This window comes from Arthrobacter sp. BC5 (assembly GCF_056680255.1).
This window is the reverse complement of sequence record NZ_JBWXPX010000003.1, coordinates 94,421-118,643: the sequence shown is the minus strand read 5'-3', so window position 1 is coordinate 118,643 and position 24,223 is coordinate 94,421. Positions and strand designations below refer to the sequence as shown.

24 protein-coding genes are annotated in these 24,223 nt (G+C 65.5%); 14 read left to right on the top strand and 10 right to left on the bottom strand.

The features are described from left to right. Nucleotides 1–24 precede the first annotated feature (24 nt). From AC1MFI_RS19525 to AC1MFI_RS19515, 3 genes are all read right to left on the bottom strand, one after another. Entirely contained in the window at nt 25–330 is a 306-nt protein-coding gene (locus tag AC1MFI_RS19525) for a type II toxin-antitoxin system RelE family toxin (protein ID WP_479821405.1), read from the bottom strand. Continuing rightward, the gene (locus AC1MFI_RS19520; protein ID WP_479821404.1) at nt 327–602 is read right to left on the bottom strand and encodes a type II toxin-antitoxin system Phd/YefM family antitoxin; all 276 of its coding nucleotides are present in this window, start codon (nt 600–602) and stop codon (nt 327–329) included. The genes AC1MFI_RS19525 and AC1MFI_RS19520 overlap by 4 nt, the downstream gene beginning before the upstream one ends. Nucleotides 603–751: 149 nt before the next feature. Beyond that, nucleotides 752–1,462 (bottom strand): GntR family transcriptional regulator, encoded by a 711-nt coding sequence (locus AC1MFI_RS19515; protein ID WP_479821403.1) that lies wholly within the window; start codon nt 1,460–1,462, stop codon nt 752–754. A 196-nt stretch (nt 1,463–1,658) separates the two neighbouring features. Between AC1MFI_RS19515 and AC1MFI_RS19510 the strand changes: the two genes are divergently transcribed. The 14 genes from AC1MFI_RS19510 to AC1MFI_RS19445 all read left to right on the top strand — a co-directional run bounded on the left by AC1MFI_RS19510 (nt 1,659) and on the right by AC1MFI_RS19445 (nt 15,194). Next, nucleotides 1,659–2,426, top strand: a complete 768-nt coding sequence (locus AC1MFI_RS19510; protein ID WP_104116725.1) for an RraA family protein — start codon at nt 1,659–1,661, stop codon at nt 2,424–2,426. Nucleotides 2,427–2,493: 67 nt separating this feature from the next. Further along, a complete protein-coding gene (locus AC1MFI_RS19505) occupies nt 2,494–3,393 on the top strand; it encodes an NAD(P)-dependent oxidoreductase (protein ID WP_137368348.1) in 900 nt (299 codons plus the stop codon). After that, a complete protein-coding gene (locus AC1MFI_RS19500; RefSeq protein WP_479821402.1) occupies nt 3,386–4,387 on the top strand; it encodes a carbohydrate ABC transporter permease in 1,002 nt (333 codons plus the stop codon). Before AC1MFI_RS19505 ends, AC1MFI_RS19500 begins: the two co-directional genes overlap by 8 nt. Then, the gene (locus tag AC1MFI_RS19495) at nt 4,384–5,268 is read left to right on the top strand and encodes a carbohydrate ABC transporter permease (RefSeq protein WP_479821401.1); all 885 of its coding nucleotides are present in this window, start codon (nt 4,384–4,386) and stop codon (nt 5,266–5,268) included. Before AC1MFI_RS19500 ends, AC1MFI_RS19495 begins: the two co-directional genes overlap by 4 nt. Before the next feature lie 65 nt (nt 5,269–5,333). Continuing rightward, a complete protein-coding gene (locus AC1MFI_RS19490; protein WP_479821400.1) occupies nt 5,334–6,701 on the top strand; it encodes an ABC transporter substrate-binding protein in 1,368 nt (455 codons plus the stop codon). An 83-nt stretch (nt 6,702–6,784) separates the two neighbouring features. Next, a complete protein-coding gene (locus AC1MFI_RS19485) occupies nt 6,785–7,963 on the top strand; it encodes a CaiB/BaiF CoA transferase family protein (RefSeq protein WP_479821399.1) in 1,179 nt (392 codons plus the stop codon). Then, entirely contained in the window at nt 7,960–8,748 is a 789-nt protein-coding gene (locus AC1MFI_RS19480; RefSeq protein WP_479821398.1) for an enoyl-CoA hydratase, read from the top strand. The genes AC1MFI_RS19485 and AC1MFI_RS19480 overlap by 4 nt, the downstream gene beginning before the upstream one ends. Then, nucleotides 8,748–9,632 carry an amidohydrolase family protein gene (locus AC1MFI_RS19475; protein WP_479821397.1) on the top strand — a complete coding sequence of 295 codons (885 nt, stop codon included), beginning with the start codon at nt 8,748–8,750 and terminating at the stop codon, nt 9,630–9,632. The genes AC1MFI_RS19480 and AC1MFI_RS19475 overlap by 1 nt, the downstream gene beginning before the upstream one ends. Nucleotides 9,633–9,667: 35 nt before the next feature. Further along, complete coding sequence (locus AC1MFI_RS19470) at nt 9,668–10,858, top strand: fumarylacetoacetate hydrolase family protein (RefSeq protein ID WP_479821396.1); 1,191 nt, start codon at nt 9,668–9,670, stop codon at nt 10,856–10,858. After that, entirely contained in the window at nt 10,858–11,832 is a 975-nt protein-coding gene (locus AC1MFI_RS19465; protein WP_479821395.1) for a C-terminal binding protein, read from the top strand. Before AC1MFI_RS19470 ends, AC1MFI_RS19465 begins: the two co-directional genes overlap by 1 nt. Nucleotides 11,833–11,858: 26 nt before the next feature. Further along, nucleotides 11,859–13,319: an aldehyde dehydrogenase (NADP(+)) gene (locus AC1MFI_RS19460; protein WP_479821394.1), complete on the top strand. Its 1,461-nt coding sequence runs from the start codon at nt 11,859–11,861 to the stop codon at nt 13,317–13,319. Further along, nucleotides 13,316–13,858, top strand: a complete 543-nt coding sequence (locus tag AC1MFI_RS19455) for a gamma carbonic anhydrase family protein (RefSeq protein ID WP_479821393.1) — start codon at nt 13,316–13,318, stop codon at nt 13,856–13,858. The genes AC1MFI_RS19460 and AC1MFI_RS19455 overlap by 4 nt, the downstream gene beginning before the upstream one ends. A gap of 290 nt (nt 13,859–14,148) precedes the next feature. After that, nucleotides 14,149–14,757 (top strand): DUF1016 N-terminal domain-containing protein, encoded by a 609-nt coding sequence (locus tag AC1MFI_RS19450; protein WP_479821392.1) that lies wholly within the window; start codon nt 14,149–14,151, stop codon nt 14,755–14,757. An 8-nt stretch (nt 14,758–14,765) separates the two neighbouring features. Then, nucleotides 14,766–15,194, top strand: coding sequence for a PDDEXK nuclease domain-containing protein (locus AC1MFI_RS19445; RefSeq protein ID WP_479821391.1), 429 nt, complete (start codon nt 14,766–14,768; stop codon nt 15,192–15,194). Nucleotides 15,195–15,353: 159 nt separating this feature from the next. Here AC1MFI_RS19445 and AC1MFI_RS19440 read toward each other — a convergent pair whose 3' ends face one another. The 7 genes from AC1MFI_RS19440 to AC1MFI_RS19410 form a co-directional block, all read right to left on the bottom strand. Beyond that, entirely contained in the window at nt 15,354–15,938 is a 585-nt protein-coding gene (locus AC1MFI_RS19440; RefSeq protein WP_479821390.1) for a hypothetical protein, read from the bottom strand. A gap of 73 nt (nt 15,939–16,011) precedes the next feature. Beyond that, nucleotides 16,012–16,464, bottom strand: a complete 453-nt coding sequence (locus AC1MFI_RS19435) for a DUF4913 domain-containing protein (protein ID WP_479821389.1) — start codon at nt 16,462–16,464, stop codon at nt 16,012–16,014. 5 nt (nt 16,465–16,469) lie between these two features. Continuing rightward, the gene (locus tag AC1MFI_RS19430) at nt 16,470–18,287 is read right to left on the bottom strand and encodes a type IV secretory system conjugative DNA transfer family protein (protein ID WP_479821388.1); all 1,818 of its coding nucleotides are present in this window, start codon (nt 18,285–18,287) and stop codon (nt 16,470–16,472) included. Then, nucleotides 18,284–20,050, bottom strand: a complete 1,767-nt coding sequence (locus AC1MFI_RS19425) for an ATP/GTP-binding protein (protein WP_479821387.1) — start codon at nt 20,048–20,050, stop codon at nt 18,284–18,286. Before AC1MFI_RS19425 ends, AC1MFI_RS19430 begins: the two co-directional genes overlap by 4 nt. Next, complete coding sequence (locus AC1MFI_RS19420; protein ID WP_479821386.1) at nt 20,050–21,567, bottom strand: SCO6880 family protein; 1,518 nt, start codon at nt 21,565–21,567, stop codon at nt 20,050–20,052. The genes AC1MFI_RS19425 and AC1MFI_RS19420 overlap by 1 nt, the downstream gene beginning before the upstream one ends. Beyond that, nucleotides 21,548–23,374: a hypothetical protein gene (locus tag AC1MFI_RS19415; protein WP_479821385.1), complete on the bottom strand. Its 1,827-nt coding sequence runs from the start codon at nt 23,372–23,374 to the stop codon at nt 21,548–21,550. The genes AC1MFI_RS19420 and AC1MFI_RS19415 overlap by 20 nt, the downstream gene beginning before the upstream one ends. A gap of 55 nt (nt 23,375–23,429) precedes the next feature. Then, complete coding sequence (locus AC1MFI_RS19410) at nt 23,430–24,191, bottom strand: DUF8175 domain-containg protein (protein WP_479821384.1); 762 nt, start codon at nt 24,189–24,191, stop codon at nt 23,430–23,432. Nucleotides 24,192–24,223: the final 32 nt, after the last annotated feature.

The window sequence follows — 24,223 nt, the reverse complement described above, 5'->3', positions numbered from 1 at the left end:
GGAACCGAGCCTCGAGCTCAGGAGTTAGCGGCTCTTGTAGACGCTGGATCGATGTTCGATGCGGTGGACGTACAGAACGTGCTTTTCGACATCGAGGGTGATCAGGACCCGGTAGTCGCCTCGGCGCGCGGTGCGCAAGCCCAGGAGTTCATTGGTGAGGGGCTTGCTGAGTCGGCGAGGATTATCGGCCAGTGGCCCGGTGACGAATTCGACGATCGCGGCGGCAACCTTCTCGGGTAGCTGACGGAATCCCTTCAGCGCGGGACTGGTGACCTCGACCTTCCATGGACCTCGATCCTCCGCCGGGTCGCCTGGTGGTGTCTCGCTCACTTCGGGGGCAGTCCGAACTCGTGGCGCAGGTCTTCGCCACTGACGGTTGAACCCTCGGCGATGTCACGCCTGGCCTGAGCCAGGTCCTCTCTGATACCAGGCTGGGACAGCCAATGGATGGTCTCCTGGAGTGACTCCAGATCGTCGGCCGACATCAGAACCGCCGACGGATGTCCGTGCCGGGTGATCTGGATGATCTCGTGCGTCCTGTCTGCTTCATCGACCAGGGACGACAGCTTGTCTTTTGCTTCACTCAACGGGACGGTCTTCATGCCACAAGTCTAGCCAAAACTCGGGCTAACCTCTAGCCTCACTTTCAGCCGATAACCTGCGTTCTGTCAGGTTGGGACCACAGCGCTCCCATGAATGACTGCAAGCATCGGGGCATGATTTGCGTTTGCGGTATTAGGTGGGCTGAGAATTAGCCCTGCGATGGCTTCTGAAGGCCCCCGTTGGGCTGCGATTCTGTGAACGAGCGCTCTCCGTGTACTGCAAGCTCCGCAAGAACCGCTTGCGGATCACCGGCTTCGATGAGTTCGAGGAGAAATCGGTGCCTGCCGACGTGGTCCACAAGGTTCTCGTGGTAATGCTCACGCACGTAAAGGTTTCTGGCCATGCATAGCAGCAACTGCTGCTGCACGGATGCATAAGTCGCTTCCAGTCTGCGGTGACCGGCTAGGGCGACGATCGAGGCATGAAACGCGTAGCCCCGTGCGACCAGAGTCGCCCGATCCTCGCGGCGCGCGCAATCCTCCATCTGCTCGAGGGCATGTCGACACCGCTCAAGTCTGTGCGGGCTCTGAACCGGCACCCCGAGCTCCACTGCAAGCTTCTCGAGAGCGGACCGAAGCGTAAGGATCTCGAACACATCCTGGTCGGTCAGCGTGGCGACGATGGACCCCTGGCGTGGGCGCGTCTCGATGAGTCCTTCCTGCGAAAGGATGCGGAGGGCTTCCCGCAATGGGGGCCTGCTGATCCCTAATTCCTCTGTGAGTCGCTCCTCGATCAAACGATCGCCGGGGCCAAGCGCCCCGGAGAGGATCTGTCTGCGGATGGCCTCCGCGGCGAGGTCTACCAGGCTGGCCGACTTGATACGGCCTGGTGCTGATGGTGCGGAGGCGCTTGTGGACATGACCACTGTTGATCCTCCAGGAGGGTAGGGGAAGGCGTTCGAACCATTATGCCGCTACCTCTTGTCTTAAGTCGATTGAATGCTGTAGACAATATGCAAGCGAGAAAGTGACACGGGTCACTGAAGCGAATCCCGGCAGCAGATCGATGGCAGGTCGCTGCGCGACAACTGTTCCCGAAGAAGCGAAAGGTGTCCCATGACGACGCTCACCAACAGCACGGCCCCCGACTACGAGAAGGCCGATCCCGAGAACCTCAATAGCCTGTACAAGCACCTCCGCGTGGCGGATGTGGCCGACGCCCTGGACGGCATCGGCTACTTCGACATCAACCTCATGGACCCCGCCATCCACCCCCTCTGGTACGGCATGAAGTTCTGGGGCCACGCGGCGACCATCCGCTGTGTGCCGTCCAACAAGCCCATGTGGAAGCTGGACTCGACCCAGGACATCGTCGAGGCCCACCGCATCTGGTTCGAGAAGCACGGCCACAAGAAGCTCCCGGCGGACCTGCGGCCCGGTCACGTGATCGTCATGGACTCCGGCGGAGGCCGCGAAGTCGGTTTCTGGGGCTCCGAGAACGTCATGGCCGCCGTCGGCGCAGGCGCAGCGGGCATCATCACGGACGGCTACTGCCGCGACACCGGCGAGGTGACCCTCCAGCGCAACCCCATCTGTGTCCGGGAACGCGGACGCACCATCATCCCGGGCCGCATCGAGGTCGTGGAAGTCCAGACGACCATCGCCTGCGGCGGAGTGCAGGTCCAGCCCGAGGACATCGTCGGCTGCGACGACGACGGCATCATCGTTGTTCCCGCCGCCGTGGCCCACGAAGTGGCGACCCACGCCCGCGCGATCCTCCTGGCGGACATGCACGCCCGCACGAAGCTGTACAAGGCGCAGGGCCGGCCGAAGGACAGCTCCGTCGACATCGACGCCGTCGTCGCCTACTACGAAGGCCTGTAACTCCCCATCACTGTCAGTCAGTGGTGCCGGGCCCGCCCGGCACCACTGCAACGCTTCCGGAGGAAGTATGGCAACGAAGCCACGCACCACAACGATCGGCCTCGCCGGACTCGGGAACCTCGGCCTGCCGATGGCACACGCCCTGCTGGACGACGGCTGGCCCCTCACAGTCTTCGACCCGGCGCCGGACAAAGCCCGATCCTGTGTGGACGCCGGCGCGAAGAGCGCCGAGTCCGTCGAGGAGCTCGCGTCCGCGGACGTCCTCGTGCTCGTGGTTCCGGACGACGCCGCCGTGGAGTCCATCCTGCTGGGGGAGCGGGGTTACTTCGCCACCAGCACCGACGGAGCGGTGATCGTCCACAGCACCATCCTTCCGGCGTCGGCGCAGTCCCTCGCCGCGGCGGCCCGGGAGCACGGGACGCGGTTCATCGACGCTCCGGTCAGCGGCGGATCGGCCAGGGCGCGCAAGGGCGACCTGACGGTGTTCGTGGGAGCGGAGCGCGAGGACTTCGACGCCGTCGAGGACGTGGTGCGTGCCGTCGGCAGCGAGGTGCTGCTGGCCGGCGCTCCGGGCACCGGAGCGGCCACCAAGCTGGCCAACCAGATGATGATGTTCTCCGCGCTGGCCGGCGCCCACGAGGCGCTGGACGTGGCCGGAAAGTACGGGGTAGCCCCCGAGACGGTACTCAAGGCCGTGGCCACCTCCACCGGAGCGTCATGGGTGGCCGCCAACTGGGGGTTCTTCGACGACACGGCGGCCGCGTATTCCGCGGGCGGAACAGCGGTCAAGGACAGGCCCTGGAGCAAGGACCTCTTCGAATTCCTCACCGCTGCACGGACAGCAGAAACCTCCGCCCCTTTCGCAGCGCTCCTGAGCCAGCTGCTGCCGGACTACGTCGAGTCCCACGCGCGGGACGCAGCGGCCGGCGAGGGACACGACCACGACGGGAAGGACAACGATGACTGACGTCACCAGAACCGCGCAGGCCGCCCTCTTGGACACGCCGCCGCAACCAGACGGTGCGTCCGATGGCGGAGGCAACGGCACGAAGCGCCGGACGGCGTCCCGCCGGTCAGGTTCACGGCGGGAGGCGTGGGTCGCCTTCGGGTTCCTGTCGCCCTGGATCGTCGGGCTCCTGCTGCTGACCATCGGGCCGATGCTCTACTCCCTGTACCTGTCCTTCACGAGGTACGACCTCCTCTCGCCGCCGGTCTGGGCCGGCTTCGCGAACTACGAACGCATGCTGGCGGCCGATCCCCGGTTCATCGACTCCGTCCAGGTGACCTTCCTGTACGTCGTCGTCTCGGTGCCGGCCGTGCTGGTCGCCTCCCTCGGCGTCGCCCTGATCCTGAACCAGGGCATGAAGGCGCTGTCCGTGTACCGCGCGGCGTTCTACCTTCCCTCCCTGATCGGCGGCAGTGTCGCCATCGCGCTCCTCTGGCGCCAGGTCTTCGGGCAGGAGGGCATCTTCAACCAGGTGCTGGCGGTCTTCGGGATCCAGGGCCAGAGCTGGATCGGCAACCCCAACAGCGCGCTGTACACGCTCGTGGTCCTCAACGTCTGGACCTTCGGCTCCACCATGATCATCTTCCTGGCGGGGCTGCGGCAGGTGCCACGTGAACTGCACGAGGCCGCGTCCGTGGACGGAGCCAACGTCTTCCACCGCTTCCGCCACGTCACGCTGCCACTGCTGACGCCGCTGATCTTCTTCAACATCCTGATGACGACGATCAACGCCTTCCAGGCATTCACCCCCGCGTACGTCATCAGCAACGGCAGTGGCGGTCCGCTGAACTCGACCCTGTTCTACACCCTCTACCTCTACCAGCGCGGCTTCGCCAACCTCGAGATGGGGTACGCATCCGCCATGGCATGGGCACTGGTCGTGGTGCTCGGAATCTTCACCGCCCTCCTGTTCGCATCGGCCCGGTACTGGGTCCACTACGGAGACGAACGATGACCACCTACGCACCCGCTCCCCGGAAGCCCCTGTTCGGCCGCACGATGTCCCGCAACAAGATGGTGCTCGCCATCGCGAGGCACTTCACGATGATCGTCGTCCTGATCGTCATCCTCTACCCCCTGCTGTGGATGGTGGGAGCATCCTTCCGGCCGGCCAACGAGACCTTCAACACCCTCAGCCTCTGGCCGGGCAACTTCACGCTGGACAACTACGTGGACGGCTGGACCCTCGGGTCCTTCACCTTCTCGCGGTACTTCTTCAACTCGCTCCTGATCACCCTGCTGTCCGTGGTCGGCAACGTCATCGCCTGCGCCCTGGCGGCCTACGCCTTCGCCCGGCTCGAGTTCCCGTTCAAACGGACCCTCTTCGCGGTCATGCTCGGCACGATGCTGCTGCCGTACCACGTGACCCTCGTTCCGCAGTACGTACTCTTCAACGAACTGGCCTGGATCAACACGATCCTGCCGCTGACGGTCCCGAAGTTCCTCGCGACGGATGCGTTCTTCATCTTCCTGATGGTGCAGTTCATGCGCACCCTTCCCCGCGAACTGGACGACGCAGCACGGCTGGACGGCTGCGGCCACGTCGGGATCTTCCGCCGGATCATCCTGCCGCTGTCCATCCCGGCGCTCGGCACGACGGCGCTGTTCACGTTCATCAACACCTGGAACGACTTCCTCGGCCCGCTGCTCTACCTCAACCGCCCCGAACTCTGGACGGTCACGCAGGGCCTCAACAGCTTCCTGGACGCGACCGGGCAGTCCTCGTTCGGACCCCTCTTCGCCATGGCGACGCTCTCACTGGCGCCCGTCGTCGGCTTCTTCTTCGCCGCACAGCGACTGCTCATCGAGGGCATCGCCACCAGCGGACTCAAATAGCACCGCCGGCACCGTCCCATTTTCGCCGGATACATCGATCACCCGACACAACCATGGAGGAAACAATGACGATTCAATCTTCAGCCACACGCCGCTGGCCCCGCACGGTCGCGGCCACGGCAGCACTCGGAGCACTGCTGGCAGTGTCCGCGTGTGCAGGCGGGACCAGCGTAGGAGAGGCCCCCGGCGACGGCGAGGTCGTGGACGGACAGGGCGAGGTCACGGGCACCGCCCGGCTCGCCTGGTGGGGGGCCGGCCAGCGCAACGAGGTGACCAACGCCGTCGCAGACATGTTCGAGGAGGAGCACGAGGGCGTCACCATCGAGCGCGAGTTCGCCGATTTCGGTGCCTACTTCCAGCGGCTCAACGTGCAGGGAACCAGTGGCAACCTGCCCTGCCTCACCCAGATGCAGGGCCGGCAGCTGAACGACTACACGTCCCGCAACCTGTTCCTCCCCCTCGATCCGATGATCGAATCCGGTGCGATCGACGTCAGCGACATCCCCGAGGAGGTCCTCGACACGGGCCGCGGGACGGACGGCAACCTGTACGTCGTCCCCTACGGTGCCGCCTACGACGCCCTCGTCGTCAACGAGACCCTCGTGGAGCAGGCGGGCAGCGAGATGCTGCCCGAGGGCTACACCTGGGAGGACCTGCAGAGCTGGGCCATGGAGATGCAGCCGAACCTGCCCGAGGGAGTCTCCGCACTCTCGCTGAGCGGTGGCCGCCCGAACTTCCTCATCAGCTACATGGCGGCGAAGGGCGAGACCCTCTTCAAGGACGGCAAGCTCGGCTTCTCCGAGGAGGCACTGGCCGAGTACTGGACCATGTGGGAGGAGATGCGCAACGCCGGAGCGACGGCAACGCCGGCGCAGATGAGCGAGCAGCCCGAGCAGCCCGAGCAGAGCTACGTCTCCCGCGGAGTGACGGTCGCCGACACCGCACCGGGCAACTCGATCATCAACTCGCAGGCCACGCTGGACGGGCTCGGGAACGGTCAGACACTGACCTCCCTCCCCCTCCCCTCGGGAGAGGCAGGGCCCGGCAACGTGCTGTTCACGTCTGGCTTCGCCATCCCCGTCAACTGCGACAACGTCCCGACGGCGGCAGCCTTCATCGACTTCTGGGCGAACAACGACGAAGCGGCGGCGGTGTTCGCGTCGTCGAACGGTGCTGTCACCAACTCGCGCCACCTCGAAGCGCAGCTGGAGAACCCCGAACTGCCGGAGCTCCGCAAGCACGACCTCGAGCTGTACCAGCAGATCGCCGAGTCCGAGCCGCCCACGGTCGTCTACCCTCCCGGCTACCAGGCCACCTTCGAGGAGTCCTACACCCGTGCCTACGAGCGTGTGAGCTTCGGCGAGGTCTCCATCGAGCAGGCCGTGTCCGACTTCTTCACCGAGGTCAACGCAGGGCTCGGCGCTACGGGATAACGCACCCGGGCAGGGGCGGCCCGCTGCCGCCCCTGCCCGCCCGATCACCCGATCCCCGTACCGACCTGACAGAGGAGAGCCCCGTGCCCCCATCACCACCGCCGCCCGCAGGGCCACCTGCCGCCCAGGCACTCACCGGCATGACCGTCCTCGACCTCACCCAGGTCATGGCGGGACCGTTCTGCACCATGGTGCTCGCCGACCTGGGCGCCGACGTCATCAAAGTGGAGAACCCCCAGGACGGAGACCAGACCCGGCGCTCCTGGGGAACCTCCGGCAAGGGGGAGGACAGCCGGGCCTTCCTCAGCCTCAACCGGAACAAGCGCAGCATCACCCTCGACCTCAAGACCGAGGAGGGGCGCGACTCCTTCTACCGCCTCGTACGGACAGCCGACGTCGTGATCGAGAACTGGAGGCCGGGCGTCGCGGAACGGCTCGGACTCGACTTCGACACCCTCAGTGCCATCAATCCCCGCCTGGTCGTCGCGAGCATCTCCGGGTTCGGGAAGACCGGCCCCTACGCGACACGGCCCGGGTACGACCTCATCGCGCAGGCCATGGCCGGCGTCATGAGCATCACCGGGGAACCCGACGGCCGCCCCGTGAAGAGCGGCATCCCGGTCGCTGATCTGGGCGCGGGGCTGTTCTGCGCCGTCGGGATCCTCGCCGCCTGGAGCTCGAGCAAGGAGACCGGGCAGGGGCAATACCTCGAGACCTCCCTCTTCGAATCGACCCTCGCCCTCTCCGTCTGGGAGTCCACGGAGTTCTGGACGACGGGCGATGCGCCGCTGGCCCTCGGATCCGCGAACCGCATGTCGGCGCCGTACCAGGCCCTCGCCACGAAGGACGGGTACGTCACGATCGGAGCGAACAACGACCGGCTGTGGAACCGCCTCTGCGAGTGCACCGAGCTCACCCGGCTCCTGTCGGACACGCGCTTCATCGACAACCCCAGCCGGATGGCCAACAGGGCGGCGCTCGTCGCGGAGCTGGAGGCGGTCTTCACCGGGAGGACGACGGCGGAGTGGGTCGACGTGCTCCTCGGCGCCGGCATCCCCGCAGGTCCCATCCAGAACTACCAGCAGGTCCTCGAGGAGGACCCCCACGTGAAGGAACGGGACATGATCAAGTTCATGGACCATCCCGTCGAGGGGCGCGTCGAGGTCATCGGGTCCCCCATCCGGCTCAGCCGGACTCCTCCCACCATCCGCCGACACCCACCGCTGCTCGGGGAGCACAACGACGAGGTGCTGGGAAGATGAGGGCCACTGCTGCTGACGAGGGGCGGATCCTCCTCGAGAGGAGCGGGCCGATCCTCCAGGTGGTCCTGTCCCACCCTGGGCGCCACAACGCACTCACCTGGCGGATGTACGACGAGCTCGCGGAAGCCCTCGAGCAGACGGCGGCGGACCCGTCGGTCAGGGTCCTGGTCATCCGGGGCCAGGGCGGGGCCTTCGCCGCCGGCACCGACATCACGCAGTTCTCGTCCTTCACGACCGGCGAGCAGGGGCTCGAGTACGAGCAGCGGGTCGGCGCGATCCTCGACTCGCTGCTGAAGCTCAGCATCCCGGTCATCGCCGCCGTCGATGGTCCCGCCGTCGGCGCCGGGCTTGCGATCGCCGCCTGCTCCGACGTCGTCATCGCCACCGAGTCCTCGACGTTCGGGGTGCCGATCGCCCGGACGGTCGGGAACTGCATTCCTCCCGTGGTGCTGAGGCGGCTCCAGGCCCGCATGGGCCAGGGACGCACCATGGCCATGCTCCTCGCCGCAGCACTCCTGCCCGCCGGTGAAGCGCAGAAGGCAGGCTTCGTGTACAAGGTGGTGGCGCACGAGGAGTTCGAGGCCACGCTGTCCAAGCTCAGCACCAGGATGAGCCAGACGGCCCCTGTCACCATCGCCGCGCTCAAGGAGATGGACCGGCGCCTGCAGGAAGATCCCGCCGCGAACGGCGACGACCTCCTGCTCGCGTGCTACGGCAGCGCAGATTTCCAGGAGGGCGTCGCAGCCTTCACCGAGCACCGCACACCCCGATGGAAGGGACACTGATGGAGCAGGCACAGGAGCAGGCACCCCGCGTCGTCGACGCGCACCACCACTACTGGAAGCTCGAGGCCCAGGAGCAGGCCTGGCGAACGTCCGACCACAGCCACATCGCGCGGGACTACGAACCCGCCGACCTGGCCTCGGAGCTCGTCGGCTCCGGAGTGGACGCGACGGTGCTCATCCAGTCGGTCGACAGCAGCGACGAGAATGACCGGCTCGCGGCCTACGCCTCCTCGTGCGGCACAGTGGCCGGCGTCGTGGGCTGGCTCCCGCTCGAGCAGCCCGAGGCGGCCAGGGCCGAGCTGGCACGCGCGGATACGACGGCGTGGGCAGGGGTCCGCTGCCTCGTGGGAAAGCGTTCCCTTGAGTGGCTGGGCAACCCCGACGTCATCTCCCTGTTCGGGGACCTCGCCGAGCGGGGACTGTCCTGGGACATCGTGCCCGTCACCCCCGACCAGGTGGCGGCGGTCGGCGCCCTGACGCGCGCCGTTCCCGACCTCCGGGTCGTGCTCGACCACCTCGCGCGTCCGCCGGTGGATTCCGGCGGCTGGGAGCCGTGGGCGGGGCAGATCGCCGAGCTGGCGTCGTCGCCCTCCGTCTCCATCAAGATCTCCGTCGGGATCGACGTCCTGACCGCGTGGTCCCAGTGGCGGCCCGACGAACTCGCTCGCTATGTGGACTGGGCGCTCGCCAAGTTCGGCCCGCAGCGGTCGATGCTGGCCAGCAACTGGCCCGTCATCCTGCTCCAGCGCAGCTACCGGGAGGCGTGGCAGGACCTCTCCGCGCTCGTGGCCGCCACCGGCCTGTCGGCCTCCGACCTGGCAGCCGTGCGCGGCGGGGCCGCGATCAACGCCTACCGGCTGCACGAATCCATTCCCGCCGCGTGAGGAACCACGCGAGCACGAGCTCCTGAAAGAAGCCGATGCATCTTCTCGAAAACCACGCCGATGTCCTGCCGGTCGACGCAGACGCAGCAACACTCGTGGGCCGGGTCCTCGATCCCGAGGTCGACGGGCCGTGCGTCGTCGTCGTACGGGACCGCCGCGTCCACGACATCACGGACGCCTTCCCCACCATGAGCGACCTGCTCGAGTCCGCGGACCCGGCGGCACAGGTCGCGGCGGCGGAAGGAACCCGCAGCTGGGACCTCGACGACGTCCTGCGCAACTCGCTCGACGAGCGCCACACCGGCGTCCGCCTCCTCGCTCCCGTCGACCTGTCCGTGCTGAAAGCGGCCGGAGTGACATTCGCGAACTCGCTCATGGAACGCCTGATCGAGGAACGCGCGGGCGGCGACAAGCACGCCGCCACCTCCTTCCGCGCCGAACTGGAGCAGCTCGTCGGAGCCGACCTCACGACGGTCCGGCCCGGCAGCGCCGACGCGGACGCCCTGAAGGCCGAACTGTCGGCCAAGGGCCTGTGGTCGCAGTACCTGGAGGTGGGACTGGGCCCGGACCCGGAGGTGTTCACCAAGGCACCCGTCCTCTCGGCGGTGGGCTGCGGCCAGGACATCGGAGTCGCGTCCGTCTCCACCTGGAACAACCCCGAACCGGAGGTCGCGATCCTCGTGACGTCCACGGGGCAGGTGGTCGGCGCAACCCTGGGGAACGACGTCAACCTGCGGGACGTCGAAGGCCGGTCCGCGCTGCTGCTGCCAAAGGCGAAGGACAACAACGCCTCCGCCGCCGTCGGCCCGTTCATCCGCCTGTTCGACGACGCATTCAGCCTCGACGACGTCCGGGCCGCCGAGGTCCGGCTCGAGGTACTGGGCGAGGACGACGGCTTCGTCCTCGACGGGGCCAGCTCCATGCCCCTCATCTCGCGGGACCCGGAGGCGCTGGCCCGCTACACGGTCGGGGACTCCCACCAGTACCCCGACGGGATCCTGCTCTACCTCGGAACGCTCTTCGCCCCGACCGCCGACCGGGACGGCGCGGACATGGGATTCACCCACCATCCGCGCGACATCGTCAGGATCTCCAGCCCTCAGCTCGGGACCCTCGTCAACCGCGTCACCTCCTCGGAGGCGGCACCGCCCTGGGAATTCGGCATCCGCGACCTCATCCGCAGCCTCTCCGAGCGCGGCCTGGCCGCAACGGTGGGGGTGCGGTGATGCGCATCGTCGTCACGGACCACAACTTCCGGGGACTCGAGGACGAGCGCGCCGCCGCCGCAGCGCTCAGCGCCGGCTTCGAGGTGTATCAGGCAACCACGGAAGAGGCCGCACGCGAGGCGGTCCGCGGGGCCGACGTCGTCCTGGTGAACTTCGCGCCCATCACGGCCGCAGTTCTCGACGAGCTGCCGGCTGGTGCGGTCGTCATCCGGTACGGCATCGGCTACGACAACGTCGACCTCCAGGCGGCGAACGAGCGGGGGATCTCGGTCTGCAACGTCCCCGACTACGGCGCCGACACCGTGGCCGACCATACGCTGAGCCTGATCCTCGTCCTCGTGCGCAAGCTCGTGCAGTTCGATCGGGTGCTCAGTGGGGGAGGCTGGATCTCGCCGCCGTCTTTGGCTCCTATCCGTGCTTCCGCAGACACCACGGTCGGGCTGATCGGGCTGGGCCGCATAGGGCTCGGCGTCGTCGCCCGGCTCAAGCCCTTCGGGTTCCCCGTCCTGGCTTTCGACCCCTTTCTCGATCCGTCGGTCGCGGCCCACCACGGCATCGAGCTCGTGGACCTGGACACCCTCTTCCGCAGGGCGAATGTCGTCTCACTCCACGCACCTGCGACTCCGGACACCTACAAGGTCGTGAACGCGGAGAACCTGCGGAAGATGCAGCCGGGATCCTTCGTCGTCAACACGGCGCGCGGGACCCTGGTGGACCAGGACGCCGTCCTGGCTGCCCTCGACGCCGGACAGCTCGCAGGAGCAGCCCTGGATGTCTTCGACCCGGAGCCCCTGCCCGCGGACCACGGATTGAGGAGACATGCCAACGCGGTCCTGACGCCGCACGCAGCCTTCTACTCCGAGGCGTCACTGGCCGCGCTGCAACGGCTCGCCGCCGAGGAGGCGTACCGTGCAGGTCGGGGCGAGCCGCTACGCTGCCTCGTGAACCAGCCGGAGACAGCACAGACAGCATGAGCAGCATCGGAGAGGACTGACGGGCCATGAACAGCACGATTGAGGACACCCGGACCGAGGAACTCGAGCAGGTCCTGTCCGCGGTAGCGGCTGCCGCGGATCCGTGGGCCGCGACGCCCGCCCGCAACCGCGCTGCGGCGCTTCGCGCCATCGCGGACCACCTGGACGGGGCCGCGGACACTCTCGTCGACCTGGGGACCAGGGAGACCTTCCTTCCCGAGGCCCGCCTGCGCGGCGAGCTGAAGAGGACGACGTTCCAGCTCCGGCTCTTCGCCGAGGTGCTCGACGACGGCTCCTACCAGGACATCCGCATCGACACCGCGGACGAGCAGTGGCCGATGGGGGCTCCGCGCCCGGACCTGCGCCGGGTGCTGGAACCCGTGGGCCCCGTCCTGGTCTTCGCGGCCAGCAACTTCCCGTTCGCCTTCAGCGGGGCCGGCGGCGACACGGCTGCAGCCCTCGCGGCCGGGTGCCCGGTCATCCTCAAGGCCCACCCCGGGCATCCCGAACTGTCGGTCGCGACAGCGGACGTCATCCAGGCCGCCCTCCGTGACGCTGGCGCTCCGTCCGGGCTGTACTCGGTCATCTTCGGTCTCGATGCCGGACGTTCAGCCCTGCTGGATCCCCGGGTACAGGCGGGATCCTTCACGGGATCAATCGCAGCAGGGCGGGCGCTGTTCGATCTCGCCAACGCCCGCGAGACACCCATCCCCTTTTTCGCGGAGATGGGCAGCGTGAACCCGACCTTCGTCACAAGGACGGCCGCCCACGCCAGGGGTGCAGACATCGCCTCGGCCTTCTTCGCCTCCGTGACGGCCAGTTCCGGACAGCTCTGCACCAAACCGGGCGTGCTCGTCGTCCCGGAGGACATGCTGGTCCACCTGCGCTCACAGACGCCGCCGCCGCCGTCGCCACTACTCAATAACGGGATTCAGGAGGGGTACGTCCGCTCCCTGCAGGAGCTCGTGTCCCACCCGGGCGTCACGCCCCTGTTGGGAAGCGAGAAGGCCTTCGCTGACCCACCGGAAGCAATCCTTCTGGTGACGAGCATCGGGGACGTGCTGGGCGATCCTTCCCCCTTGCTCGCCGAGCGGTTTGGTCCTGCCGCGCTGGTCGTGACCTACGAGGACGAGGGCGATCTGCTGAGCCTGGCTCGCGTGCTGGAGGGTCAGCTGACCGCGAGCATTCACGGCGAAGAGGCCGACGACGTGCAGGACCTCATCCGCGAGCTTGCGAAGCGGGCCGGGCGTCTCCTTTGGAATCAGTGGCCCACCGGCGTGTCCGTCACGTACGCCCAGCACCACGGCGGGCCCTACCCCGCAACCACCCAGGCCGGCACGACCTCCGTCGGAACCGCCGCCATCCTCCGGTTCCTCCGGCCCGTCGCCTACCAGGGCTTCCCGCAGTCCCGGCTTCCGGAGGTGCTGCGTGATGACGCCCCGACACCGGTCCAGCGGATGCTCAACGGGAAGCTAGTGTCGGCGTGAGCATCATCCCGTTTCGCGGTCATCTTCCGGTAGTCCATGACACGGTCTTCGTCGCGTCGACGGCGTCATTGATCGGTGACGTCGTCCTCGGCCCGGGAGCGAGCGCCTTTTACGGCGTTACCGTCCGTGCTGACACGGCGCCCATACGGGTGGGGGAGGGGACCAACCTGCAGGACAACGTCGTCGTTCATGCAGACCCCGGTTTCCCCGCGACCATCGGCGCACGGGTCAGCGTGGGCCACAGCGCAGTCGTGCACGGCTGCACCATAGAGGACGACTGTCTGATCGGCATGAGCGCGACCATCATGAACGGCGCGGTCATTGGCAGCGGGTCGCTGGTCGCAGCCGGCGCCGTGGTCCTGGAAGGAACGTCCGTGCCGCCTCGATCGCTTGTTGCGGGAGTTCCCGCGAAGGTGCGCCGGCAATTGACCGATGACGAAGTGATGGGAGTCAAGGTAAACGCCGAGCAGTACAGGAGCTTGGCTGAAGAACACCGGGAATGGTCGACCGGAAACGGAAGCAAAAGGATGATCTGGTAGTCGATCACTAGACGTTCTAAAAGGCCTTTGCTTACAGCCTCGCGAAGATCTGCCGACGACGGCTCCTGGTTGGTTGCAGCACCCCGGCCACATCCAAGAACAATCACCCGCTATCGAGCGCGGTCACACAGAAGTGCGGAATTACTGCGTGGCTGGTCTTTAATTGCGCCACAGGTTGTGGCGCTAGTTGTCGAGCACCCTGCTTGCCGATCGTCTGCTGTAGCAGCACTGCCACCGCAGGCTCGGGCTGACGGGGAATGAACACTGGTACGTCCAACTAGGGTGGTTTCATGACCCAGCTGGAGCCGGATCTTCCAAGAGACTACGCCGCCACCCTCACCGCTCTGACGGCGCTGGTGCAGGAAGCTCAGCACCGCGCGCAGCGCGTCGTGAACACGGCGATGATCGAGTTGTACTGGAACATCGGGCGGTCCATTCTGGACAGGCAGGCCGACGAACCCTGGGGGAGTAGGGTCCTCGACCACCTCGCGAAGGATTTGAAGTCAGAGTTCCCCCATATGAAGGGCTTCTCCCGGACGAACCTGTACAATATGCGTGCCTTTGCCGCTGCGTGGGACGGCACGGAATCAATTGTCCAGACACCGTCTGGACAATTGAGCTGGAGCCACAACGTCACCCTTCTGAACAAGGTCGGCGACCACGATGTCCGCTCCTGGTACGCAGCGCGGGCTGCTCAGCACGGCTGGTCCGTGGCCGTCCTTGAACACCAGATCCTCACCAACCTCCATGCCCGGGCCGGCGCAGCACCGAATAACCTTGAAGCACGACTACCCGGTGTGGGTTCGGACTTGGCGCGCGAAGTAGCGAAGGATCCGCTGGTGCTCGATTTCCTCGGGCTGACCGAGGAAGCCAGGAACACGCCATCGAGGAAGCCATGACTCTCCGGATGGCCCAGACCCTGGCGGAGTTCGGGCCAGGGTTCGCCTTCGTCGGCCGTCAGCATCACCTGAACATCGACGGGGACGACTTCTACATCGATTTGTTGCTTTACCACGTCCCCTCCGACCGATACGTGGTCGTGGAGTTGAAGGCCGGCAAATTCAAGCCCGAGAACCTGGGACAACTCAACTTCTACGTCGCAGCCGTCAACGACATCCTGCGACTCCCACGGCAAGCACCCACCGTAGGGATCCTCGTGTGCGGCTCAAAGAGCGAACGAGTCGTGCGCTACGCCCTCGAGGGATCCACCCAACCTTTGGCTGTCACCTCCTACACCTACGACGCACTTCCCGCTGATGAACAAGCTGCCTTGCCGTCGCCAGCCGCCATCACCGCTGCACTCGGGCACGAGAAACAACCAGACACTGACAATTGAACCTCTGCCCTGCGCGATAACTCCGCCATGAAGCGATAGACCGCTCATCGAGACCGTTCTGAAGCCCCAACAGCCCCTCTTCGAGACGAGCAAAAACTGCCGATAACCATGATTATGTCAACCTAAGTTGACGACATCTACTTATCGGCACTTTGCTCGTTAGTCACCCCACAGGTCATTTACTGTTGCAAGATCATCTGCTTGCTTAGCGGCTGCGACGGCTTGGTCGGCCTTGAATACCTCTGCGAACGCGTGGACAAGGGTTTTGATCTGCGGAGTGATTTCTTCCTCGGAGAACAGATATTGAGGAAGGACCAAGCTTTGAGAATTTCGCGCGTTACCATCGTGGATGTCATAGCCGTTGTTTTTGAGAAGTTCGGCTAACTTATTGACCTTCGGACGCATGTATTGGAACAACGAAGTTCGGATGTCATTCGGCGTCACCGGAGAGTAAGCCCTTGCCTCCGGCCAAATGATCTTGGATTCAGCACTAGCTAGGTCTGCAGCGAGTTCGTCCGCCAGCATTTGCAGGTCGTCCTTTAGCTTCACAATACCCTGATTCCCGAGCGCCCGAGTTACGTCGGGTTGCGTCTGCGCCGTCCGCTTCGCCAAGTCCGTCGCGTGCTGAGGGAGATTGGCTGCAACCGCTGCTAACAGCTCCCTCTTGCGCTCCAGAGCAATTTGTTGAACCTCTAAGTAGGTAGCGTTAGCCTGCTCTAGTTTCTGTGCTGTGTCACTGCTCATTCAGTAAGGCTAACTGACGCGGTATACGGTGCTCCTCGACCTAGGCCTTGCTACCCCGACGATTGCAGGTGTTCTACGTGAAAAGACCTGATGGTGCAGGTGTAACCGGTAGCGACGGATTAGCTGGTTTGTGTTCCTCGGCTGTGCAGCCTTGGAACGGGCCCTTCGCAGCGAAGAGCGCGTTCATCGTGGGGTCCGCGTAGTGGGTCCACCAGTCAGCCATGCCTGTCGTCTCATTCAGGCGGAGCGCTTCCCAGGCCCGCCAGAGGGCGTTGAGTCGGCTGGCCGCTTCTGTGTGTGCCCACCAGTTGCTGCACCAGTAGAACTCCTTGTCGTACGCGGATGCCTGCACAGGCCGCGGGAAGTGGTGGACAAGGTAGTCCGAGACGAACGCTTCCAGGTTCGGAAAGATCAGCTGAGGCTGATCATCCTTGGTTTCGTCACTGGTCGCATTAGCTTCCGCATCAGTGCCGGGCGCGAATGGGTCGAGGTCGTCCTCGGACTCGTACGAGGAATGAGAATCCATGTTTGTTACTCCTTCACCATGGTCGTCCACCGGTTGCCGCCACCTGCAGGCGCGGCTGCAGACGCCACCTTAGAGGCGACCGCGGCCGGAGGGTTCTTCTCGGACGTCTGGGAGCCGTTGTGCGCGGCTTCTGAGGCCGCGACCTTGTCCGCGTAAGGTCGTTCACTGATCGGCACGGTACGGAGCAGGACGGCTCGGGAGCCTGAGCCGAGCATGATGGCCCGGCCCTTGGGCATCGCGGCGAGGTCGGCGACGGAGAGGATGTCGTCGGTGGAGTCCTGACGGCTCGTGGACCGGCTGTCCTTCTGCCTCGAGGTCGATACCGAGGTGTACCGGTACTGACCTACCAGGTCGGAGAGCATCTTCAGGAAGCCCTCTTCCTTCACGTTGCCGCCGTAGGTGACGACATTGGCCGTGGAAAACAACTTCTTCATCCCGGACTCTCCCCAGACGTCGACGCCCTGAGACCAGGATTGTAGGAATGTAGAAACCACGATTCCTCGGGAACCGTAGTGACTGTAGAGGTCGGGCAGGTTCTCCCACCGGCACACGTTCGCGGCCTCATCGAGGACGCAGACCATCGGGACCGCCAGGCGGCCGCCGGGCTGGGTAGCTGCGTACTCTTCGGCTGCGGTGGCCGTGGCCACGGTCAGCGACGTCACCAGAGGACCTGCGGTGCCGGCACCTTCCTTGGACAGCGCGTAGAGGGTGTTCTTGCCCTTGATGAAGTCCTCGGGCATGAACTGCGGCCGCGGATCGTTCGGTCCACTGGGGTTGACCCATGCTGCGATCTTCTCGTTCTTCAGGCACGTGGCCATCTGCCGTGCGGTGCCGTAGACACCTTCGCGCTGCTTGTCGGGCAGCGCCATGGTGCTGCCCATCGAGTCGGCTTCCTTCGTCCACCCAGCGTCCCGCAAGAGCCCCGCGGCTTCCCTGTTCTCCGCGTAGGACAACCAGCTGTGAACCTGGTTGATCGGCCTGCCGGCGACTGCGGCGGCGAGGAGGTAACCGGCGAGCAGGTCCTTGCCTGCGTTGTCGAAATAGGCGTCAGCTTTCGCGCCGACGGAGCGGGAGCCGAGGGCGAAGTTGTTGGCCATTTCTGCCGCACGTTCTGCGTCGACCACGTAGCTGAGCGGGTTCCACCACCAGGTGGGCTTCTCGTTCGCGACGCCCTGCGGGTCGAAAATCCACACGTCGCCGGTCTCGACGCGGATGTCCCGGGTCAGGTCAGACAGGTCCCGCTTGTTCGACGTCGCGATCACCGGACCAGGTGCTTCGATGATCGAGGGCGCGGCCTGCGTCGTGGTCTTACCGGTGCGGGTGCCCCAGATGTGCAGGAGCGTGTCCTCCCACGAAGCATAGAGCGTGTTCCCACCGCGCACCATGCGCCCGATCATCACCCCGGGCGACTGGTCAGCACTCAAGCCGAAGCGGGCGGACTTGGCTTTGACCTGCTTCTCGGTAAAGGGGGCAACGTCTTTCAGGGACGCCATCTTCACAGCGGCCCGGTCGTGCTTGACGAGTCGCCGGCCCTTGCGAATGCTCATGACGATGTACAGCACGAACAGGGCCAGCAGCACCACGCCGGCGATGATCGCCAGCGTGATCTCCGTGGACCGCCACGGCATGATGCCGGTGAAGTTCCCCAGGGATCGCGGCCAGAACCCGGCAGAGATTCCTTCGGGCCGAGGTGCGAGCTGATGCCCGAGGGTGTTCAGCCCGTACAGGGCGCCCGGGACGCCGACGAGGGCGACGATGAGGACGACCAGGAGTGCGGCCTCACCGCCGAGTCCTGCTGTGTGTTTGCGGTCCAGTGAGCTCACAGTTCGCCTCTCTCCTCTGCAGCGGCTCTCTTGGCTTTGTGCCACTTCTTCTCGGTGTCGTGGACGCGCGACCGGCGCTCGGTGGGGGTGAATTCCATCGAGAATGGGATGCCGGCCCGGGAGCCGACCTTGATGAAGAACTTGCCCTGGCCTGGTGGGGGCTGGGTGGAGCGGTCGTCGTTGTACCAGGCGGCGTTGTCGTCGTCCTCGAGCCACGCGGCCAGCTCATCATCGGTGAACGACTGATCGGTGCGCCGGAACACGTCGTCGTTGGTGTAGCGCATCGCATCCTCTCCTGCCCGGTTCCAGGCGGGCGGGTCCTGCCATGCGGCGAGCTGTTCCTGCTCCCGGTTGCTCAACGGCACGGACTGGGTGAGCAGCGGCATTTCGGAGCGGGCAAGGCCTCCGAGGATCTTGATGCCGCAGCGGTCCATGATGCCCTGGGCCTTGTGCCGGTCCGCTTCGTCCTTGACCGCTTTGAGGTCAGAGGGAGTGTGGGACGCCATGATCTGACCCACGCCCCACTCGCGGTTCAGGCGGGTGAGTGCGTTGACCTGATCCACGATGCCGGGACCGGCCGCGAGGGTGTTCCACAGCTCATCGAGGATCACCAGGAACCTTTGGCGCTCGATCACGCCGTCGTCCGCGAGCATGTTCGAGGTGGTGACGGTCCCGAACCCGGCCGACCAGCACGCCATGAGTGTTGCCGCCCGCAGGTCGTTCTCGGCCTGCGAGATCCGGGAGAGGTCGAACGCCATCGGCGTCGTCGCGTCGATCTTGTGGGTGGAGGCCTTGGAGAACATGTCACCGAACGCACCGGCCCCGCACAGTGAGTTCAGCGAGGACTCCAGGCCCTCGGTGATCGTGTCGTATCGCTCGTCGCTGCCACGGTCGAGGGCGACTTCCCGCACCTGCGCCGGACGGCTTTTGAGGACGGCCCGCAGGTCGTTCATGAGGGGGACGGTGCCGGCGGGGTTGTGTGTCGCTTCGAGGACCATCAGGCACCGGTCGAGGATCGACTCCTCACGCTCATCGAGGGGCTTTTTGCGCAGGATGGCGATGAGGGCCGCGATGAGTCCGCGGCGTCGTGCGTGGAGTTCGGTGAGCAGTTCCTCCCGCTTCACCGGGGAGAGGCGGGTCGCAGCTTCCAGGGCGCCGGCATCATCGAGGGGGTTGATGTGGCCGATACCGCGCCCGAGCGGCAGGCCCTTGCCGCCGAGCTTTTCGATCATGTCGATGTGTTCGCCCTTGATGTCTCCGAGGATCATCGGGTTCACGCCGAATGCGCACAGGCCGATCGCCATGCGGCGCAGCAGCGAGGACTTCCCCAGGCCGGGGTTCGCCATGACGAACGCGGACGGGTTGGAAATCAGGCGGACGTTCTGGAACCACGAAATCGGGTCGCAGCACACTGGTTCGTTCGAGAGCAGGTTCCGGCCCAGTGGCACTCCTTCCAGGGGTGCGCCGCCGCCCATTGGGAACGGGTAGAGACCGCAGACCTGATAGTTCGTGCCGCGCATCTCCTTCACCGGGTGCAGCAGCTGCGCCTCACCCATCCCACGGCCCTTGAAACCACGAGGGCCAGGACGCAGCGCAGGCTTCAGTGCAGTGCTACCGGTGCGCGTCTTCGTCGCAGCTTTCTTGCTGGTCTTGGCGCGGCCCTTTACCTTTGCGGGAGCGTTGCCAGTGCGGAGACGGGCGAGGATCCGCGACAGTGCTCCATCGTCGGTGGGGATACCTGCGCCGGGGTTGAGTGCGGTCATCAGAGTGCGTCCCTTACAGTCTTGGGCAGTGCCAGGTGGTCGGGAATGACGATGCCCAGCGGCAGGCCGGCGGCGAAGGTCGAGTCCTGCGCCCCGTACGCCTCCTCGAGGCGGATACGAGCGGATGCGCCAAGGTTCTCGATGGCGGCCTCTGCCTCGGGCAGGTCCTCCTTGTGTCGGACGGTCGCGGTGACGATCATCGCGAAGTTCAGCAGACCTGCTCCATCGGCTTCCTCCTCCGCCGTCGCTTTCGCGGCCCGCGTCTCACGGCTGTCCCGTGATGTTGCGCGGTTGCGGGAGGAGGCGTTGAAGGTTGCGGTGTTGACGTCGTTCTCGACCAGCTGCGCGGCTCGCGCCGGGTCGATGGGACGGTAGAGCATCGTCACGCGCTTACGCACGACCTCAGGGGTCGGCGCGACGAGGGACTGCAGCACGTTCGCCTGAATGGTGGATCGAGGCGGGACAGACATTGCCCAGGTCTTCGACCACGCGTTGTTGTGGTGGTAGGTGTCCCAGAACGCGTCAGCGGCCTGCGGGCCAACCTCGTTCCAGTCGAGCATCGGTGCTTTGCCTTCGGCGTGGGCGCGGTCGAACAGGATCGCCTCGGCCGGGTCGTAGGCCACGCGAATAACCTCGCACAGCTCCTGCGCAGACAAGGGGGTCGAGACGCCGGCCCCGGTGTCCCCCAGGCTCAGGGTCAGGTTCGGCAGACGCGCCGCGAGGTCGTTGGCGACCTCATCGGCCTTACGGATTTTGCCGCCCGGGCGCAGCGTGGCTTTGAACGTCACCGCGATGTAGGCACGGGTGACTGTCGCACCGGTGGGCAGGGCCCGCACGGTTTCGTTCATGATGTCGCGGGCGAACTGGGGGGCGTTCGGGTCCATACGATTCTCGACCTTGCGCGCGAGCCGGAACCCGGAATCCGGGGCGGTCTCGATCGTCGCGGACGCGGCAATCAGGCCGGGCTCGTCGGTGAGCATCCCCAGCCAGTGCGACCACCGGTCGACCCACCGGTTGATCTGCTCCTGGTCGACCATGCCGCCGCCGTCCGGCTCGGAGCCGAGGACCACGGTGTAGTGGTTCTTCACCGGAATGTGCAGCAGAGCGAACGGGCGGCCGTAGCCGTCGGTGTGCTCGCTGATGGTCGAGCGAGCCGAGATACCCGGTAGCTGCGTCGTTCCGGAGGGGACACGGCTGATCGGTCCCGCCCGGTACACGTTCGCCCCGGCGTAGCGGGCGTTCATCCACCCGAAGCGGCGCATGATGCGTTCGATCATCGTGCGGCCGTGCTTGTTCTTCTGCATCGACAGCAGGATCAACAGTCCGATCAGTAGTTCGAAAATCAGGGCCAGCATCCACTGGCCGAGCATCATCAACACCACTCCGACGACAACGCCGAGGATGAGGATCACCGTGCCCGCCGTGGACAGCCCGGCCAGACCCTTGCTGGTCGGCAACCGGTAGTTGCCGTAGATGCGTGGTCGGACGTCGGGGGTCTTAGCGTCGGTTTGCGCCATCAGTGCGGTCCTCGTTCCCAGTGTTATTCGAGACTTCGTTCTTCAACTGCTGCGTCTTCTTCTGGATCTGCGCAGCTCCCTGCCTCAGCGCAGCGCCCGCCGGACCAGAGGTACCGGATGCGCCCTTGGGTCCAGCTGCTTTCGCACCCGCCGGTCCTCCGGTTGTCTGGGGCGGAATAGCACCCTGAGCCGAAGGCTTGGCCCCCGACTCCGCAGCTGACGGTGGTGGAGCCTTCGGAAGGCTGCTCGAGCCGGCCTGCCCACTTCCCTGTCCACTGCCTGACCCGGTTTGTGCGCCCTCCTGGACAGCGCCCTGAACGGCTTCACTGCCCTTCTTGACCGCTTCACCGGCGATCATTGCTGCAGCTGCGGGAGGCGCGGCAGCAGCCGCACCAGCAGCTGCACCGCCACCGGCGGCCGCGCCGGCCCCAGCGCCTGCTGTACTGCCAGCCCCAGCGGTGGTGCTCGTTGCTGATCCGGTCGGCACTGCTTTCGAGCCGCCGCCGGTCACGTCTGCACCCTTCGGTGCGGCACCGTCACCGCTACCGTCCCCGCCACCCTTGGGTGCGGACGATGACTTCTCCGACTTCGCCGGAGGTCGCTGCGGTGGTGCCTGGCTACCGAATCCTTGTCCTCCACGCGGAGTGCGGGACGCACCCTGCGGGATCGCCGCGCCCAGTGCTGCAAAGCCCATGGCGGCCCCACCGCCGCCACCGGAGGATGCCATGGCGCCTAACGCGGGGCTGAGGAAGCCGATGAGGACCGGCAGAGCGACGACGGACGCGAGGATGAGCATGAGCCCCGCGGAGAACTGTAGGAGAGCCTGCCCGGAGAACAGCCCCGAGGTCGTCATCTGGATACCGGTCGCGTAGATCAGTGCGGCGGCCGGCTTGTAGAAGGCGAAGGCGAGGGTCCACGCGATGATCTTGCCGAACCAGGTCTTTCCTGTCTCGGTGTTCATGAACGCCGCTGACAGGGGCAGGACGCCTGCGATGAGGAACAGCATCGCCGTGCGCAGGACCATGAGCATGATCTGCACGATGTTCACCAGGACCGCGAGCAGACCGCCGACGATGATGAGCATCTGGTTGCCCATGAGGAACGTCGCGCTGGAGGTACCGGTGTCCTCCATGCCCAGCAGCATCTGGACGTCTGATTGGAAGTCGTCTCCAACACCAGCCTGAATGATTTGCTCGGCCAGAGCGTCGGTCGCTCCGAGGAGCACGTTGAGGAGGGCAACGCCCGAGGCTGTCACGATGGCCAGCGTGAGTAGTCCCTTGAGGAGGTCCTGTGCCGGTTCGGCGCGCTGTGACCACACCATGCGGACTCCGGCGACGATCATGCTGATAGCCGCCAGTGCGAGGGTCAGGTAGAAGGTCTGATCCTGCACGAACCCCACGGCCGGGGCCGAGGATGCCGCACGTCGAGGAACGATATAGCCAACGAGAGAGGTGGCCCCACCAATAAGGGCTGCCCCACCGAACACGATCGTCGCCGTGTTGACCAGGCCCGCGCCATCACCACGGCGGGCATTTGTCACCAGAGTGATTCCGAGAAGGATGATGGCGATCGTGCTGATGCCCAGCCCGATCCAGGTCGCGTAACCGAGGATTGTTGCAACCTGATCGTTGAATGCGCCCCCAGCGGGAGCAGCTGCGGACCCAGTCTGACCGGTTGTTAGGTCGCCGGCGTCGATCGTCGTCCACAGCGTGCCAAGCTGAGCGATCGTCGCGACAAGGGCAGCCTGTACGGCATCCGCCATGGCTTCGATCGCGTTGCCGGCCGCACCAGTGATTGCGTTAGACAACCCGTTCTTGACGTTGCATCCAAAATCGCCGAACTCGCAAACCTTCTCAGCGACCTCAGCCACTGGTGGGCCCCCAGGGGATGTAGCCCGATAGGTCGGACACTTGGCCTTGAACAGGACCACTGGAACCATCGTCTTGGTACTTCACGTACCAGTCGCCTTTGTGCCACTGCATCACCGCGGAGCTTGTGAAGTAGAGCAGCTCAGAACCTGAGTCACCCGAAGCAACAACTTCCACTACTGCCTCAGCATCGTCGTATGACAGCAGGCGGAACCCTTCAATCTTGATTGGAGGAGCAGACGATTCTCCAGAGTCGATGTTCTGCTGGATTCGCTGAAGGCCAACCACTTTGCCCGGTCCGTCTAGCGAGAGAGCCTTGGCAGTCTCGAGGTACAGTTCCGGATCACCACTCGCCGCCATCCGACCAACCGTGGCTAGAAGTGCACCTTCGGGGGTGTGGGAGTAGCAGGAGCGAACACCCGTTTGCTCGTCCACAACACCAGGCCCATGTTCAGCTGACTTGGGTGCTGCAATTCCTCCAAGGAACTCCCACTCGACGTCCTCGGGTGCAGAGGTGAGAGTAGTTCCGCCGGTGGCGTCTAGGCCACACACAGATTCGTCTAATGCAAGCGACGCGGACGGCGTTGGTGTGACAGCTTGCGTCTGGGCCGGTGGTGCAGCCTCAGATTCATCGTCGTTGCCGACCCAGACGAAGAGGATGATCCCGACGATGATGAGCAGCAGGACGGCGACCGCTGACATGAGGAAGCGGGGTGCGGCCCACCAGACGTTCTCGGGTTCTTCGGTTTCGGCCATGACTACTCCTGTAGGTAGGGCTGATTCTGCAG

Bases quoted from the DNA above. Each gene is read 5' to 3' on its own strand.
- AC1MFI_RS19520 (WP_479821404.1), bottom strand. From the start codon at position 602: ATGAAGACCGTCCCGTTGAGTGAAGCAAAAGACAAGCTGTCGTCCCTG.
- AC1MFI_RS19515 (WP_479821403.1), bottom strand. From the start codon at position 1,462: ATGTCCACAAGCGCCTCCGCACCATCAGCACCAGGCCGTATCAAGTCG.
- AC1MFI_RS19510 (WP_104116725.1), top strand. From the start codon at position 1,659: ATGACGACGCTCACCAACAGCACGGCCCCCGACTACGAGAAGGCCGAT.
- AC1MFI_RS19505 (WP_137368348.1), top strand. From the start codon at position 2,494: ATGGCAACGAAGCCACGCACCACAACGATCGGCCTCGCCGGACTCGGG.
- AC1MFI_RS19500 (WP_479821402.1), top strand. From the start codon at position 3,386: ATGACTGACGTCACCAGAACCGCGCAGGCCGCCCTCTTGGACACGCCG.
- AC1MFI_RS19495 (WP_479821401.1), top strand. From the start codon at position 4,384: ATGACCACCTACGCACCCGCTCCCCGGAAGCCCCTGTTCGGCCGCACG.
- AC1MFI_RS19490 (WP_479821400.1), top strand. From the start codon at position 5,334: ATGACGATTCAATCTTCAGCCACACGCCGCTGGCCCCGCACGGTCGCG.
- AC1MFI_RS19480 (WP_479821398.1), top strand. From the start codon at position 7,960: ATGAGGGCCACTGCTGCTGACGAGGGGCGGATCCTCCTCGAGAGGAGC.
- AC1MFI_RS19475 (WP_479821397.1), top strand. From the start codon at position 8,748: ATGGAGCAGGCACAGGAGCAGGCACCCCGCGTCGTCGACGCGCACCAC.
- AC1MFI_RS19470 (WP_479821396.1), top strand. From the start codon at position 9,668: ATGCATCTTCTCGAAAACCACGCCGATGTCCTGCCGGTCGACGCAGAC.
- AC1MFI_RS19465 (WP_479821395.1), top strand. From the start codon at position 10,858: ATGCGCATCGTCGTCACGGACCACAACTTCCGGGGACTCGAGGACGAG.
- AC1MFI_RS19460 (WP_479821394.1), top strand. From the start codon at position 11,859: ATGAACAGCACGATTGAGGACACCCGGACCGAGGAACTCGAGCAGGTC.
- AC1MFI_RS19450 (WP_479821392.1), top strand. From the start codon at position 14,149: ATGACCCAGCTGGAGCCGGATCTTCCAAGAGACTACGCCGCCACCCTC.
- AC1MFI_RS19445 (WP_479821391.1), top strand. From the start codon at position 14,766: ATGGCCCAGACCCTGGCGGAGTTCGGGCCAGGGTTCGCCTTCGTCGGC.
- AC1MFI_RS19440 (WP_479821390.1), bottom strand. From the start codon at position 15,938: ATGAGCAGTGACACAGCACAGAAACTAGAGCAGGCTAACGCTACCTAC.
- AC1MFI_RS19435 (WP_479821389.1), bottom strand. From the start codon at position 16,464: ATGGATTCTCATTCCTCGTACGAGTCCGAGGACGACCTCGACCCATTC.
- AC1MFI_RS19425 (WP_479821387.1), bottom strand. From the start codon at position 20,050: ATGACCGCACTCAACCCCGGCGCAGGTATCCCCACCGACGATGGAGCA.
- AC1MFI_RS19420 (WP_479821386.1), bottom strand. From the start codon at position 21,567: ATGGCGCAAACCGACGCTAAGACCCCCGACGTCCGACCACGCATCTAC.
- AC1MFI_RS19410 (WP_479821384.1), bottom strand. From the start codon at position 24,191: ATGGCCGAAACCGAAGAACCCGAGAACGTCTGGTGGGCCGCACCCCGC.